The 14796-nt window shown below is 58.9% G+C and carries 14 protein-coding genes; 12 read left to right on the plus strand and 2 right to left on the minus strand.

Going from position 1 to position 14796, the window contains the following annotated elements:
* Positions 1 to 5: 5 nt before the first annotated feature.
* From QKW60_RS16260 to QKW60_RS16280, 5 genes are all read left to right on the plus strand, one after another.
* Positions 6 to 602, plus strand: coding sequence for a pyridoxamine 5'-phosphate oxidase family protein (locus QKW60_RS16260; protein ID WP_282370216.1), 597 nt, complete (start codon positions 6 to 8; stop codon positions 600 to 602).
* A gap of 73 nt (positions 603 to 675) precedes the next feature.
* Positions 676 to 1770: an AraC family transcriptional regulator gene (locus QKW60_RS16265; RefSeq protein ID WP_282370217.1), complete on the plus strand. Its 1095-nt coding sequence runs from the start codon at positions 676 to 678 to the stop codon at positions 1768 to 1770.
* An 83-nt stretch (positions 1771 to 1853) separates the two neighbouring features.
* On the plus strand, positions 1854 to 2231 hold the full coding sequence (locus QKW60_RS16270) for a hypothetical protein (RefSeq protein WP_282370218.1): 378 nt from the start codon (positions 1854 to 1856) through the stop codon (positions 2229 to 2231).
* Between the two features lie 181 nt (positions 2232 to 2412).
* The gene (locus QKW60_RS16275; RefSeq protein WP_282370219.1) at positions 2413 to 3261 is read left to right on the plus strand and encodes a cysteine hydrolase family protein; all 849 of its coding nucleotides are present in this window, start codon (positions 2413 to 2415) and stop codon (positions 3259 to 3261) included.
* Positions 3262 to 3315: 54 nt separating this feature from the next.
* Positions 3316 to 3798 carry a YHS domain-containing (seleno)protein gene (locus QKW60_RS16280; RefSeq protein ID WP_282370220.1) on the plus strand — a complete coding sequence of 161 codons (483 nt, stop codon included), beginning with the start codon at positions 3316 to 3318 and terminating at the stop codon, positions 3796 to 3798.
* 511 nt (positions 3799 to 4309) lie between these two features.
* Here the strand turns inward: QKW60_RS16280 and QKW60_RS16285 are convergent.
* Entirely contained in the window at positions 4310 to 5848 is a 1539-nt protein-coding gene (locus QKW60_RS16285; RefSeq protein ID WP_282370221.1) for a winged helix-turn-helix domain-containing tetratricopeptide repeat protein, read from the minus strand.
* A 56-nt stretch (positions 5849 to 5904) separates the two neighbouring features.
* Between QKW60_RS16285 and QKW60_RS16290 the strand changes: the two genes are divergently transcribed.
* The 7 genes from QKW60_RS16290 to QKW60_RS16320 all read left to right on the plus strand — a co-directional run bounded on the left by QKW60_RS16290 (position 5905) and on the right by QKW60_RS16320 (position 12673).
* Positions 5905 to 6528 carry a hypothetical protein gene (locus QKW60_RS16290; RefSeq protein ID WP_282370223.1) on the plus strand — a complete coding sequence of 208 codons (624 nt, stop codon included), beginning with the start codon at positions 5905 to 5907 and terminating at the stop codon, positions 6526 to 6528.
* A complete protein-coding gene (locus tag QKW60_RS16295; RefSeq protein ID WP_282370225.1) occupies positions 6518 to 7012 on the plus strand; it encodes a GFA family protein in 495 nt (164 codons plus the stop codon). The genes QKW60_RS16290 and QKW60_RS16295 overlap by 11 nt, the downstream gene beginning before the upstream one ends.
* A 16-nt stretch (positions 7013 to 7028) precedes the next feature.
* Positions 7029 to 7943, plus strand: a complete 915-nt coding sequence (locus QKW60_RS16300; RefSeq protein WP_282370227.1) for a DMT family transporter — start codon at positions 7029 to 7031, stop codon at positions 7941 to 7943.
* A gap of 901 nt (positions 7944 to 8844) precedes the next feature.
* The gene (locus QKW60_RS16305) at positions 8845 to 9912 is read left to right on the plus strand and encodes an ABC transporter ATP-binding protein (RefSeq protein ID WP_282370229.1); all 1068 of its coding nucleotides are present in this window, start codon (positions 8845 to 8847) and stop codon (positions 9910 to 9912) included.
* Positions 9909 to 10820 carry an ABC transporter permease gene (locus QKW60_RS16310; RefSeq protein ID WP_282370230.1) on the plus strand — a complete coding sequence of 304 codons (912 nt, stop codon included), beginning with the start codon at positions 9909 to 9911 and terminating at the stop codon, positions 10818 to 10820. The genes QKW60_RS16305 and QKW60_RS16310 overlap by 4 nt, the downstream gene beginning before the upstream one ends.
* On the plus strand, positions 10813 to 11628 hold the full coding sequence (locus QKW60_RS16315) for an ABC transporter permease (protein WP_419762698.1): 816 nt from the start codon (positions 10813 to 10815) through the stop codon (positions 11626 to 11628). The genes QKW60_RS16310 and QKW60_RS16315 overlap by 8 nt, the downstream gene beginning before the upstream one ends.
* 19 nt (positions 11629 to 11647) lie before the next feature.
* Positions 11648 to 12673, plus strand: a complete 1026-nt coding sequence (locus QKW60_RS16320; protein WP_282370232.1) for an extracellular solute-binding protein — start codon at positions 11648 to 11650, stop codon at positions 12671 to 12673.
* Positions 12674 to 13092: 419 nt separating this feature from the next.
* Here QKW60_RS16320 and ade read toward each other — a convergent pair whose 3' ends face one another.
* The gene (ade, locus tag QKW60_RS16325) at positions 13093 to 14796 is read right to left on the minus strand and encodes an adenine deaminase (RefSeq protein WP_282370234.1); all 1704 of its coding nucleotides are present in this window, start codon (positions 14794 to 14796) and stop codon (positions 13093 to 13095) included.

The following is a 14796-nucleotide window of genomic DNA, read 5'->3' on the forward strand; positions in this document are numbered from 1 at the left end:
CGACCATGCCCCTTGCCTTTGCCGACATTGCTTTTACCCCTTCGGTCCGGGCCGCGCAGGAACGCCACGGTTCTGCCGCGACCTATGCCAAGTTCCTCGCCCCCGACCGTGACGGCGGGCACGAACTGACGGCGGCGGAAGCCACGTTCCTGACTGCCCGCGACGGCTTCTTTCAGGCAACCGTGTCTGAAACCGGCTGGCCTTATGTCCAGTTCCGTGGCGGTAGGCCTGGGTTCCTGAAGGTCATCGACGCCCGGACCATTGCCTATGCCGACTATCGCGGCAACCGGCAGTATCTGAGCGTCGGCAATCTTACCTCAAACGACCGCGTGTCTATCATTGCAGTCGATTACCCGAACCAGCGGCGCCTGAAACTCTGGGGTCACGCCACGCTGACCGAGGATGCCGAGATCATTTCAGCACTGACGGAAGAGTCCGATGCGGTGGTCGAGCGCGGCGTGGTCATCCGAATCGCCGCCTTTGACTGGAACTGCCCCCGTCATATCCCGCAGCGCCGCACTGATGCCGAGCATGACGCCGAAGTCGCCCGCCTGCACAACCGGATTGCGGAACTGGAACACCAGAACTTCCCATCCGACTGAACCTCTCCGGCGCCACGTCCAGACAACATGGAGGCGGCGCCGTTCAGTCAGCCGCATCGATATGGAGCCGGCCATGCCCACCGTCACTTCCGCCTTTGCCCACGCTATGGCCTCGGCCGCCAGATTGACCCTTACGCCGGAAGGTCAGGTGATGTCTGGCACCAAAGTCATCCACCAACTACCGCCCATGACGGGGGACCAAATCGACGACCAGAGCCATTTCACCCTGATCGACCTCGCCGCGTCGCATCAGCCCGACCGTATGGCGCTGATCGCCGCATATGCCGATGCGATCGGCACGGAAGACCTCGGAGCGCTCGGGCTTGCGCTGAAGAGCGCCCCGACACTGGGCGACTCCCTGGCGCGGCTCGAACGCTATTTCCGACTTCTGACCGATACGGCGGTCTATTGGCTGGACAGGGATGGCAACCGGGCTTCGCTGGGTATCGAGGGCTGCACCCCCGATCATGCGGCATTGACCCTGCGCAATGAGTGCGCGCTGGCCGCCGTCGTCCGCAACATGCACGCCTTCGTCCGCGATGGGCTGACACTGGATTATGTAACCTTCCGCCATGCCTGTCCCGACGATCCCATGCGATATGCGGCGCATTTTGGCTGCCGTGTGATATTCGGTGCCCCCCGTGATGCCATCGCCATGCCCGTGCGAGCGCTGGACCTGCCCAACCGCATCGGCGACAAGGCGATCTCGGACTTCCTCACTTGCCATCTCGATCGTGAATTGAACGCCTCGTCTGGCCAACCGCCGATGCGGGTCGAGCTGTCCCGCCGCCTGTCCAGCGCGCTTAGCACCGGTGTACCACACGCCGCCGCCCTGGCATGCGAAATGGGCATGAGCGAGCGAACCTTCTTCCGCCGTCTCGCCGAGGAGGGCACAACCTATCGTGACGTGGTGCGCGACGTCCAGATCCGTCTGGCGCGCGAGTTGCTGGAACGCGGTGACTGCAGCATTGCCGAGGTCGCCTTTCTGACCGGTTTCGCGGAACAGAGCACCTTTGGCCGCGCCTTCAAGCGCTGGATTGGGCAGGCCCCGGCAGAGTTTCGCAACGGCGCTTCAGCCCAACCACGCCCGTCCAAAGCGGCCATCTTGGCAGGCACGGCCCAAAAGCTGGCAGGCAGGACCGATACGATCCGTGCGGTGGTCGTCTAACCTGATGTCATCAGGACGAGGCAAACCCTCGCGACAGCCCCCGGTGCAAACGTCCCGCACCCTGAAACCGAAAGGCCCACGATATGGTACTTCGCATCTCACCCGACCGCCCGAGCCGCGACTTGCCGACACCCGGCCGCGTTCGCCCAACACGCACGCCCACTTTCATCAGCCGTGACACCAAGGATATGATTTCGTTGCTGATTTCGGCCGTCGCCGGCGCGCTGGCTACTGGTGCGATTGCGACGCTGATCATCATGTCGGCGCCAGCCTATGCCGAGACGGAAGGCACGCATGGCGCTATGAACTTGGCTAGCGAAGAGAGCGATGCCCCGGAACGGCTGTATCCGGCGCACGTTTCTCCCAATGATGATCTCGCACCTATCCCCTTCCGCAGCTCGCGCGGTGTCGACCTTCCGCCGGTCTGCACCTGCATCCTGCCGCAAATCATTCCAGATTGACGCCATTCCCTGCGCTGCCTGACGGCGGCTCGGGTCAACCCAGGAAAGCGAACCCCTTTTTCCGCGGCGTCCCTGCGTCCGCGACCGGTACCGCCATGCGGCAATAAGGGCGTTCCGCCGACCTGACAGCGCCTTCGCGCTGTCCCCTAGCACCACCCAACCCTCATCAAGGAGAACGACGATGAAACACGACGATCATGAAAATTGCGGCTGCAACGTCACGCGAGAGCATGTTGATATGGCCCGCCGCCGCCTGCTGGCCGGTGCCGCTGCCACCGGGGTTGCGGGTCTGGCCGGAACGGCGGTCAACGCGGCCACACCCGAGGCGCGTGCGGAATATGCCGACCCTGAAACCCCTGGGCTGCCACAACTCGACATGGAGATCGTGCCTGGCCGCACCGCTCTGGTCGTGACCGACCCGCAGGTAGACTTCCTGTCCGAGGACGGTGTCACCTGGGGTGTCGTCGGAGAGAGCGTGACCGAGCAAGGCACTGTCGACAATATCGAGCGCCTGTTCGCCGCCGCCAAATCCGCGGGCATGCCGGTCTTCATCTCGCCGCACTACTATTATCCACACGACCACGAATGGCATTTCGAGGGCGTGTTGGAAAAGACCATGCACTCCATCGGCATGTTCGACCGACCCGGTCCGCTTGACCTGAACGGTTTCGACGGCTCCGGCGCCGACTGGATGCCGCAGTACAAGAAATACATCGAGGATGGCGAGACCATCATCTGCTCGCCCCACAAGGTCTACAGCCCGGCGCAGAACGACCTGAACCTGCAGCTGCGCAAGCGTGGGATCGACAAGGTGATCCTTGCCGGGATGTCGGCGAACCTCTGCACCCAGGCGCATCTCTACGAGCTGCTCGAGCTCGGTTACGAGGTCGCCGTGGTGCGGGACGCCACCGCCGGGGCCAAGGTGCCCGAAGGCGACGGATACCTAGCCGCCATCATCAATTTCCGAATGGTTGCCAACGCTGTCTGGTGGACAGACGACGCGGTGACCCGCATTGCCCGTGGCGCCTGAGCGCCGCGGACACCCTCCTCAAACGATCCCCTCACAAAGAGAAGAACAAAGACCATGACAAAACTCATCCTTACCGCCGCCCTGTCGGCTACCCTGATCGCGTATGCCCCGGCTGTCTTTGCCGCCGATGAGATCAACGTGAACAACGGGCTGACCCTGACCGGCCACCCGCTGGGCATGCACGGTTTCGATCCCGTCTCGATGTTCGAGGCGGACGCACCCCAGATCGGCGACGCGCAATTCACCTCGGAACATGACGGGGTAGACTACTATTTCGCCAGCGCCGAGACCAAGGCCGTCTTCGACGCTGACCCGGCTGCCATGCTGCCCCAGTTCGGCGGGTTCTGCGCCTTCGGCGTCTACGTCGGCAAGAAGCTGGACGGCGACGTGCGTTATGCCGACATCGTCGAAGGCAAGCTCTACCTGTTCGTGAACCAGTCGATCTTCGAGAAGTATCTCGAGGACCGAGCCACGATCATCTCCGGCGCTTTCGCCAAGTGGCCGGAGATAATGGCGACCCCGGTGGGCGATCTGTGATCCATCTCCGGTGAGGTAGGTCGGGCCGCGGAAACCCTCGCGGCCCGATATGTCGGTCATATACCGAGGCGGTCCGATCCTCTTCATCATGCATGCGTCATCCGCTTAAATCCAATAGAACGATCATGGCATTCAAGATGCCGTTGGTGGGACATTCACCGCATCAACTCAATATGTTCCGGGCCTGCTCCGCTGTCGTTTCAGCAGTTGGAAGAAGCTCTCGGCGTAAACTACGCCCCATGTATCCGTAATGGAAAACCGATTTTGCACGTGACTTCTCGTTGACATCGAATGTATCGCCTCCGAGGCTCGTTTCGTCCGCACTGTGGTCTTGCAATTTCCCGAAATGCTGCGCCTCGCCATAACGTCCGGTTTGAGGAAGCTGCACTAAGGTAAAAGATCCAGCTGTGGATATCCGTTCAGGGCCGGTCGCGAAGACACTCCAATATCAGTTCCCGGCATCCCAAGGGATTCCAGCTTTATCCACGCGGCGTTGCTTTGAAACCGGCGCTCAAATGCCCAGCCCCGCCAGAGTGGAAACCAGGTCGGACAACTTATCCGTCCGACGCAGGTTAAAGTGGGTCAGGAATTCCTTGGTTCCAAATGGGACTTGTTTGGCTCGGATTGCATCAACACAATCCTGCGCCTTAAGCGCCTCTCCGCGTTGCGCATAGATGGCAGCGGCAATTATGAAGACGTAAAGGTGCGGATTGGGGGATTTCAACGCGCGCTCGGCATATCGACGTGCGGCCGCCGGATCATCGCCGATCCAGGCAGCCAGCGCCCGGGTGCCGAACATCGATTGCAAATGCGGATCAAGGGGGCTGAGTATCAGCGCATGATCGACGTTCTGATCGGCCAATTCGCTGTTGCATAGGACCGTGTTCAAGGTCGCGTTATTGTAATAGCCGAACGCATAATTGGGGTTCAGTTCCAGCGAGCGATCCACCCAGATCAATCCATCCTCTGCATCCCCGGAAAGCCACTTGGCTCGTCCGTAGATCAGGTTGCAAAAGGGATCGAGAGGATCGAGTTTCAGCGCCTCTTCAGCATGGTTCAGCGTCAGGCGGCGATGGTGGTCCACATCCATGCCGAAATGCTGAAACGCGTTCTGGAATTCGGTGTAGGACAGCCCGCCATAGGCACGCGCAAAGCCCTTGTCCAGTTCGATGGCCCGGCCGAAATGTCCCGCCGCAATCTGATTGTCGGCGCGGTTGTAGCGATACAAATGGCGGATGCCCAAATGATAGTGCCCCCAGGCATCCAGATTTTCCGATGGCACATGCGTCAACCTGTCGGCTTCGTGCATCGGCAGGCGTAATTCCAGGGCTATAACCAGTTCGCGTGCCACACGGGCGCGCATATCATAGACGTCATCGATCTTCCCCGAGATGCGTTCCGTCCAGATCACCTGCCCGGTGCGTGTATCCGAGAGTTCGGTGAATATCGCCAGCCCATCTGCGTGCCACTCGACCAAACCCGAGACGACATATTGTGCGCCGAGTTGTTCAGCCATATCGGCGGTATCTGCATCACCGGGACCAAAACGAAAACTCGACCCTCGGGCAATAACGTTGATCCAGCGCAGGCGCGACAGCGTGGCAATCAGTTCTGCCGGGATGGCTTCGGCCACCGCTTGTTGGGTTGGATTATGACCGAGCAATTGAAATGGCCGGATCGCAATTGTCGGCTTGGTTGCGGGAGCCAGGGTCTCAACGGGTGCCGCCGCTTGGGCGGAGCGTATCTCGCGGACTTCCGCAACAAAGTGGAACCCGTGCCCTCGCACCGTCTTGATGAACGCTTGCCGTTCTCCGTCATCCCCAAGCACTTTGCGGATTTGCTTGACCAGCGTCGAAAGCGAGGCGTCCGTGACGAATATGCCGGGCCAGATTGCCTCGAAAATGTCCTGCTTTGTCACCGCGCGATGGCGTTCAGCGACCAGAAAGTTCAATAGCGCCATCGCCTTTGGTTCCAAGGCAATCGTCCCGTTGGCGCCACAAAGCTCATGGCGCTGCTTGTCCAGACAAAATTCCCCGAACTCATAGATCATGCGGCCGACATTAATCGGAACTTCAGTTCCTATGCAAAGGGAGCTGCCAAATCATCATGAAAAACTCAGACGGTACTCAAGCGCCAAATATCTCGTCTGCGCATACGGGGATGACCAGCGTACTTGGCCGCCTCCTTCGAAATGAACAACCCCATGTCGTCCGATCCAAGTTCAAAATCCATCGTCATGGCGATCCACGGCTCTGCAAGCCGGGCGACCCATCCCGACGTTGTGAACAAACGCCTGTGCCAATCCCTTGCCGCACATGGCGTCAAACTCTCCCCAACCAATCGCAACCAGAACGCTTGCAGCCTAGCCCAGAAAGGAAGGAACCCGCTATGATCACCAGAATTTGGCAAGCATGGACCACGCCCGAAAATGCGGATCCATACGAAACTCTTCTGATCGGCACGATTTTCCCGGCCATTCGCGCCAAGCGCATCGACGGCCTGAAAACCATGGAGCTTCTTCGCCGGGAGGCCGGGCAGGAAGTTGAATTTGTGGTCCTGTTCCGCTTCACCGATCTGGACGGCATCCGTGAAATGGCCGGTGCCGATGCCGAAGCGGCCTTTGTTCCCGATATCGCACGCAAGGTGCTGAAACGGTTCGAGGACCGTGCGCGTCATTTCGACAGCCGTTTTCATTCCACCCCTGAAAACGAGATGACCAATGCCCGATGATCTGCAAATGGGCGGATGTTCCTGCGGCCGGGTCAGGTACCGGCTGCGCGACACCCCCCTTATCGTGCACGCCTGCCATTGCCGCATGTGTCAGCGCCTGAGCGGGTCAACCAATGCGGTCAATGTGCTGATCGAGGCCAGCAAGGTCGAGCTTGAAAGCGGCGAAGTCACCCAGAAACTGGCCTTCACGCCCTCAGGTCGTGGGCAACTGATCACCAGATGCGCCGATTGTCAGGTGGCGGTGTGGAGCGAATACCTGATCTTTACCGCAAGGCGCGGCGTCGCCGTTCGCTTCATCCGCGCGGGCACTCTGGACCGCCCGGATCGCTTCCCGCCTGACGTCCATATCTATGCCGAGACGATGCAGGATCATTTTCTGGTATCACCGGACATCCCGCAATTCCCGAAGTTCTATGACCTGGCAAAGGTTTGGTCGCCTTCCAGCCTCAAAAGGCTGTCGCGCGCCAAACCCGATGCCGCCTGAGACAAGGACGATAAACATGAAACCAACGGATTGGCTTGTCATCCTCATCGCCGGATGCGCCTTTGGCGCCTCATTCGGCCTTAATGAACTTTTGCTGGGTGAGCTTGGCCCGCTTACGATTTCCGCACTAAGGGTGGGCATCGCCGCAGTTGGATGCTGGGTCTGGTTACTCGCCCGCGAAAGACATGGGCTGGCGCAGGCGGTAGTGACGTCGAGGCTGACACTTCTGGGCGTGTTCCAGTTTGCCCTGCCATTCGCACTTTTGCCTTTTGCCCAGATGCATATCACGTCTTCTGTCGCGGGAATTGCCAATGCCCTGACACCTGTTGCCACGCTGGTCGTTTCTCTTGTGCTGGTCACCGGCGAACGTGTGGGTGCCGCCAAGTTATCGGGTCTCGGCTTCGGTGCACTGGGTGCCTTTGTGCTGGTCTCGGGTAATGGTCACGAGACAGGTTCAGATCCCCTTTATGTGCTGGTGGCGGTGCTCGCGACGTTCAGTTATGCGCTCGCGCTCAACATCGCCAAAGGGTTGGGGGGCGTCTCTGCGACCGTCGCAATTACCTGGTCGCTTACTTTTGGCTTCGCGTTCATCGCACCGGTGGCATTGCTGGTCGAAGGCGTCCCAGGATCGATCAGTCCGAATACAATCGCTTCGATCTCGGTGCTTGGGCTGGGCCTGACGGCAGTTCCGTTCATGGTCCTTTACGCCCTGATGCAAAGGGTCGGTGCAATCAACGTCTCACTTGTTACCTTTGTCGCACCAGTATCGGCCCTAGCCATTGGGGTTTTCTTGTTTGACGAAGCATTGACCGGTGCAAACATAGTCGGGGTGATTTTCGTGTTCGTAGGCCTGCTTTATGTCGATGGTCGCTTGGTAGGCCGACTGTCCCGAGCCAAATGGACAAACCCATGGGCACGGGCCAAAGTCTGACAATATCATTAGCGTTGCATCCGTCGGCTGGGTTTTGGACGGGCCTGCCTCCCCGACTGATCTCCGCAAGCGCGCCGCCCTGAAATCAAATTAATCCAAGGAGTTAGGGCCAGAACCCATTGATCTTGCGCTTGCGGCATGACTCAGCCTCTGCAAGGTGACTGACCGATGAACAACCTTTTCTGGCTGACAGACTGTCCACTTATTCTTCTTGGTTATCCTGAAAGAACTACAACTTGAATGTCGGGCCATCGTGTTTGCGTTTTGTTTAGGGAGAATCAAATGCTCAACAAATGCAGCCATCTACGCAACCGCGGCGAAAGCCCAGTTTGTCCCGCAGCCGGGCCTTGGCGAGCCGAAAATGCTGCGCCAAATATTGAATGGCAGCTTCGGGGAAGCTGCACTGCAGCGATTGCCATGAAGGTCAAAGTCCGGATTGGGCCGTCCTTGCCGGGGCGGTGCAGCCTAGTAGGCGAACATGCTGCGGCAGACACAATGACGGCTTCAGAGTCCGTATTGACTAAAGCTGCGCGCGATACGAACGGGTGTGAACCGCGCGAGGCTGCCGTTCGCGATCTTAAGGCGAGCCCAATCCTGCCATACGCTCTGCGGCAAACACGCTGCAGAGCGGCCATTCTGACCTGACGTTGGCTGCAGAACGATGACCAAGATACGGGTGCAGGTTCGGAGGGCGGACAATTTGAGTATTTGAGCGCACAAGGTGTAAGCGCAGAGAATACGATGCAACGCTCAGAATTCGGGCGATATGAGTTCGACGTCGCAGCGGAGATCCCTGGACATGTCATTCACGGCCACGTTGACCCTTTAACTCCACACCCAACATCCGCTTGTCATTCCAGCCCCTATCGGATCAACTGAGCGGGCCAGTGGAGGGGCGGTTTTGAGTTCTGCGATTGCGATTGAGACACGCCGTGCGCTTAAGGAATACGGGACAGGTTCGCATGCCGTACGAGCTCTTGACGGGGTTTGCGTTCGCATTGACAAGGGTGAATTCTTCACACTGCTTGGTCCATCGGGATGCGGCAAGACCACGCTTCTGCGTCTCATTGCCGGCTTCGAGACACCGACTTCCGGTCAGATCCTGCTTCACGGCAAGAACATCACGACAGTCCCGCCCAATCTGCGGCCGGTAAACACCGTCTTTCAAAGCTACGCTCTGTTTCCGCACTTAACCGTCGCGGACAACATTGCCTTTAGCCTACGCATGCTGGGACGCTCCCGCTCTGACGTCCTTCAAACGGTAGAAAGAATGCTTTCCCTGGTGCGCCTCGAGAGTTTCGCCTCCCGCAAACCGCAGCAGTTGTCCGGTGGCCAGCAGCAGCGCGTTGCCTTGGCGCGAGCGCTGGCGCCGGAGCCTAAGGTGTTGCTGCTCGACGAGCCGCTGTCGGCGCTCGACCTGAAACTGCGCAAGGAAATGCAACGCGAGCTCAAACGTCTGCAGACCGAGACGGGCATTACCTTCATCTTTGTGACTCATGATCAGGAGGAGGCATTGACGATGTCCGACCGCATAGCCGTGATGCGGTCCGGCAAAATCCTTCAGGTCGGTGCGCCACGTGAGATCTACAACCATCCAGTGGACCGGTTTGTTGCCGACTTCATTGGCGAGACCAATTTCCTTTCCGGACGTGTCGAGGGCGACAAGATACGCCTGTCATCGGGCGAACTGGTGGCGGCAGAAACCGAAGGCCATTCCGGCAGCGTGACATTGGCAGTACGCCCTGAACAGGTCGGCATCTGTCCGGCGGGCACGTCGGACAGCCTGACCGCCGAAATCGTCGACACCGTCTATTTCGGCACCGACACCCATTGTCATCTGTCGCTCGCGGACGAGACGGAACTCGTGGCGCGGCTGCAAAGCCCGCCATCCGGCAATATTGGCCTGAGCCGCGGCGAAAAGGTGGGAATCAAATTCAACCCGGGCGCGGTTCAGGTGTTGAACGAATGAGCAGCGCGGCAGAAATCGCGGCGGAACGCAAGGAAAGGCGGAGGTCCTGGCTGCTCTCCGCACCCGCGCTTTTCGTTCTGTTATTCGCCGCATCAGGGCCGCTCTTGATCATCCTTGTCTATTCCTTCCTGCCCCCGGGAAAATACGGCAATGTCGAATGGGGTTTTTCACTCGATGCCTGGGTCGGCATCCTCTATTCGCGCGACATCTTCGACGGCACCTACAAGCTGGCGGATGCACATCTTACGATTTTCTGGCGTTCGCTTAAGCTGTCACTTTACACGACGCTTTTCACATTCCTGGTGGGCTTTCCGACCGCATGGTTCATCGCAACCCGCAGTGCGCAAATGCGGGCGGTACTTCTGTTCCTCATAACGATACCGTTCTGGACCAACCTGCTTGTGCGTACCTTCGCGATAAACCAGCTCATCCGCAACGAGGGCGTTGTGAACACGTTTCTGATCTGGACCGGAGTCATCGATACGCCGATTCAGATCGTCTATACGGATTTCGCGGTGTTTCTGGGTATGACCTACGTCTATCTGCCGCTGATGGTGCTGCCGCTTTATGCGACAATCGACCGGTTCGACATGCGCCTGCTTGAGGCAGGTTGCGACCTCTATGCCAGCCGCTGGCAGGTGCTTCGCCATGTGATTGTACCCGTCGTAAAACCGGGAATTATTGCGGGATCGATCCTGGTCTTCATTCCCTCGCTCGGGGCCTATGTCACGCCGCGCATCCTGGGCGGCGGGCGCAACATGATGATTGGCAATTTCATCGATCTGCAGTTCGGTGCAGGGCGAAACTGGCCATTGGGGGCGGCGCTGTCGGTTACGCTGTTGCTGGCCGTCGCAGTGGCGCTTTTCGTTTATGTCCGATACGCGACCCGGGATGACAATCGTGTCTGACCGGGCCTTCTCAGTTTCACGCTTGCCGGGTTTCGCGACCATCGCCGTGACGGTTCTTGTCATGCTTTACCTGCCGATCGTGCTGCTGGTGCTGTTCGCGTTCAATGCAGGCCCCTCTCCCGCAATCTGGGAAGGATTTTCACTGCACTGGTTTCCGCGCGCATGGGCCAATGAGCAGGTCAAGGAGGCCACGATACGCTCTCTGGTCATCGCTACTTCGGCCGCGATCATTTCGACCTCGGTCGCAGTCCTCGCGGCCCTTGGAACAACTCGGCGCAGAAAGTCGCCGGGGCAAACATTCGTCTACCTCATGATCAACCAACCGCTGATGGTGCCCGAAATCGTCACTGCCGTGGCGCTGCTCATTCTGTTTGGGTTCATCAAAGTCGCAACCGGGTATCAGGGGCTGGGCTACCTGATCCTGGCCCATTCAGCCTTCTGCATACCCTTTGCCTACCTGCCGATCCGGGCCCGGCTGGAAGGCATGGATATTACCCTCGAGATCGCCGCTGCAGATCTTTATGCGACCCCTTGGCAGGCCTTCCGTCATGTCACTCTGCCGATGCTGATGCCTGCCGTAGCCGCCGGTTTCATGCTGGCGTTCATCACTTCGCTAGATGACGTCATCATCTCGCTGTTTGTAAAGTCCGCCGGCCAAGATACGCTTCCAACCTACATGCTGGGTCAGATTCGCCGGAACATGACGGTCGAGGTCAACGCCATCTCGACGCTGCTTATTGGCCTGACTGTCATCCTGTTGACCGCCTTTTTTCTGCTGACCCGTGAAAGAAACCGACCACAAAAATAAACACAACAAGGAGGAAACCATGAAAATACTGATGTCTGCAGCCGCCGCGCTGCTGGCAGGCGCGGTTGCTGCCAATGCCGAAGGTGAACTGCAACTGTTCAACTGGGGCGACTATACCAGCCCTGAACTGCTGGAGAAATTCGAGAACGAAACCGGCATCAAGGTCACGGTCTCGGACTATGACAGCAACGATACCGCTCTGGCCAAGGTCGAGGCTGGCGGTGGCGGCTACGATCTCGTCGTGCCGTCGGCCAACTACGTGCAGATCTACGTTGAAAAAGGTCTGATCCAGGAACTCGACCTTAGCCGGCTGCCCAACCATTCCAACATCGCGGCAGAATGGCTGGATGTGCCGTGGGATCCGGGCCGCAAATATACCATTCCGTGGCAGTGGGGATCGGTCGGCATCGCCGTCAATTCCGACACCTATTCCGGCGATATCAACACCTCGGCGATGTTCCTTGACCCGCCGGAAGAGCTGGTAGGCAAGATCAATGTCGCGCCTGAGATGAATGACGTCATGTCCCTGGCGCTTATGTATGTCGGAGGCGAGGCGTGCAGCGAAGATACCGAGGTGCTGAAGAAGGCACGCGATGTCCTGATGGCGGCCAAGCCCAAGTGGCAGTCGATGGATTACGGCGCCACTCCGAAGCTTGCCTCCAATGACATGCTGGCGTCGGTCTACTGGAACGGAGCCGTCTTCCGGGCCCGGTTGGAGAACGACAAGGTGAAGTTCGGCTATCCTAAGGAGGGTTTCCCCTTGTGGATGGATTCGGTGGCCATGTTAAGTGATGCAAAGAATGTCGACGAGGCCTACGCGTTCCTGAACTTCATCATGGAACCTGAAAATGCGGGGCTCATCTCGGCATTTGCGCGCTATGCCAATGGCATCGAGGGCTCCGAGGAGTTCATGCCGGCTGACATGGAAACCGCCCCCGAGATCGTTATCCCGGATGAATACAAATCTGCGGGTAAATTCCTGCCGACTTGCTCGCCCAAGGCGCTGGAATATTACACGGCGATCTGGACGGAACTGAGGAAATAAGGCTTGAAAGACTTATGCGCCGAAGGCGACCACCTTCGGCGCGTACTGCCAACTATCTCCAAGTTGAGATTGAGCACGGGTAATTGGCGTTCTGCCGGAAACCTTAGCCATTGTGCTGAAGCCCGATCGATTCGAACTGAGTGCTGCCTCACCGGAATGCCTGAGTTTTGCTTCGATCCCGCAGAGTAACATCCGCCCTTAGCTGGCGGTACTTCTCGATACTGTCACGAAACGACTTAAGCCGACATTCGGGGTCGGTGCAGCGAAATGGCGCAAGGGTTCGCGATCCGGGCCTTGGCCGGTCGGAAATGCTGCGCCAGGGAACGAACGGCAGGTTCGGGGAAGTTGCACTGCAACGCGAGGCGCCTCGATGAACGGCAGGAACGGGCCGTCAGCAACGTGCCGTTGACATGTTAAGCCTATGACATCACTTCGAAGCGATCGACGTCGATCATTCCGCGGTCGGTGATTTTCAGATGCGGAATGACCGGAAGAGCCAGGAACGCCATCTGCAGGAAGGGCTCCTCCAGGGTCACTCCAAGAGATCGGGCCGCTGTTCGCAGAGCCCTCAACTTTTCTTCGACCACTTCGAACCGGTCCAAGCTCATGAGGCCGGCAATGGGCAGCGCGAGTTCGGCAAGCACGGCTCCGCCACGCGCGACGACAAATCCGCCCTCAATGTCCTTCAGCCGGTTCGCTGCCAGTGCCATGTCCTCGTAGTCGATGCCGACGACGACAATGTTGTGATGATCATGGCAGACGGTTGCGGCAATCGCACCTCTTTGGAAATCAAAACCGCGCACGAAGCCGGTGGCGATATTGCCGTTCTTTCCATGCCGCTCGATCACGGCAATTCTGGCCAGGTCTCGCGCGGGGTCGGGCCGCTTGTCGCCCCCATCGGGATGGATGTCTTCGGTCACGTGCTCGGTTATGATCTTGCCCGGTAAAATGCCAATGACCGAAGTTTCGGCGCGATTTTCTGCGCAACGGAATGAACCGGCGGTGATTGGCGGTGGCTTGACCGAATTGCGCGCGACGGGCGGGATCGTCTTTCGTGAGGCGAAAGCCGCATCGTTGACGACAATTCCACCGCAAATCACCATCTGCGGCCGACATGCGGCAAGATTGTTCATCACGACGATATCCGCGCGCTTTCCTGGGGCAATCTGGCCGCGATCTTTCAGACCAAAGGCCTCTGCGGCCGACAGACTGGCGGCGCGGTAGACCGCGAGCGTGTCGGCGCCGCGTGCGATTGCGGAGCGGATCATGTAGTCGAGGTGGCCATGCTCGGCGATGTCGAGCGGATTGCGGTCGTCGGTGCATAGGCAGATGTAGGGAGAGTTCCGTTCGGTGATCAGCGGCATCAGCGCCTCCAGATCCTTCGAGACAGAACCTTCGCGTATCAGAATCCTCATACCCTTGCGAAGCTTCTCCAAAGCCTCCTCGGTCGAGGTTGCCTCATGTTCGGTCCGGATCCCGGGGCTGAGATAGGCATTGAGATCCTTTCCCTTAAGGAGCGGAGCGTGGCCGTCGATGTGAAGGCCACGGAAAGCCTCGAGTTTCGCCATGGCGTCTGGTGCCTTGTTGATGACGCCTGGGTAGTTCATGAACTCGGCCAATCCGATCACTGCAGGATGATCCCGCAGAGCGATCAGGTCAGCGACCTCCAGTCGCGCGCCGGCGGTTTCCATCTCGGTTGACGGGACGCAGGACGACAACTGTACGCGGATATCCATCAGCGTATGGGTGCTTGCTTCAAGGAAATACCGGATGCCGTCGATACCGGCGACATTTGCGATTTCGTGCGGGTCGCAGATCGCGGTCGTAACACCCTTGGGGCATACGCAGCGGTCGAACTCGAAAGGCGTGACACAGGAACTTTCGATGTGAAGATGGGTATCGATGAAGCCTGGGACCAGGTAATTGCCCGTCACGTCGAAGACCTCACGGGCCTCGTAGCTTTCGCAGATGCCAATGATCGCATCGCCACAGACCGCCACGTCTCCGGTCAGGAACGTTCCGGTCACGGTATCAAGAACGGTGCCGCCGCGCAGCACCAGATCCGCCGGGACAAGCCCACGGGCCTGATCGATCATGTCGTGAAGTGACCTTGTTCCTTTCAT

Origin of the sequence: Albidovulum aestuarii, from assembly GCF_029961185.1 — a bacterium.
Taxonomy (GTDB): Bacteria; Pseudomonadota; Alphaproteobacteria; order Rhodobacterales; family Rhodobacteraceae; genus Albidovulum; species Albidovulum aestuarii.

Coding starts and splice junctions, on each gene's coding strand:
- QKW60_RS16260 (WP_282370216.1), top strand. CDS start 6: ATGCCCCTTGCCTTTGCCGACATTGCTTTTACCCCTTCGGTCCGGGCC.
- QKW60_RS16265 (WP_282370217.1), top strand. CDS start 676: ATGCCCACCGTCACTTCCGCCTTTGCCCACGCTATGGCCTCGGCCGCC.
- QKW60_RS16270 (WP_282370218.1), top strand. CDS start 1,854: ATGGTACTTCGCATCTCACCCGACCGCCCGAGCCGCGACTTGCCGACA.
- QKW60_RS16275 (WP_282370219.1), top strand. CDS start 2,413: ATGAAACACGACGATCATGAAAATTGCGGCTGCAACGTCACGCGAGAG.
- QKW60_RS16280 (WP_282370220.1), top strand. CDS start 3,316: ATGACAAAACTCATCCTTACCGCCGCCCTGTCGGCTACCCTGATCGCG.
- QKW60_RS16285 (WP_282370221.1), bottom strand. CDS start 5,848: ATGATCTATGAGTTCGGGGAATTTTGTCTGGACAAGCAGCGCCATGAG.
- QKW60_RS16290 (WP_282370223.1), top strand. CDS start 5,905: ATGAAAAACTCAGACGGTACTCAAGCGCCAAATATCTCGTCTGCGCAT.
- QKW60_RS16295 (WP_282370225.1), top strand. CDS start 6,518: ATGCCCGATGATCTGCAAATGGGCGGATGTTCCTGCGGCCGGGTCAGG.
- QKW60_RS16300 (WP_282370227.1), top strand. CDS start 7,029: ATGAAACCAACGGATTGGCTTGTCATCCTCATCGCCGGATGCGCCTTT.
- QKW60_RS16310 (WP_282370230.1), top strand. CDS start 9,909: ATGAGCAGCGCGGCAGAAATCGCGGCGGAACGCAAGGAAAGGCGGAGG.
- QKW60_RS16320 (WP_282370232.1), top strand. CDS start 11,648: ATGAAAATACTGATGTCTGCAGCCGCCGCGCTGCTGGCAGGCGCGGTT.
- ade (WP_282370234.1), bottom strand. CDS start 14,796: ATGAAAGGAACAAGGTCACTTCACGACATGATCGATCAGGCCCGTGGG.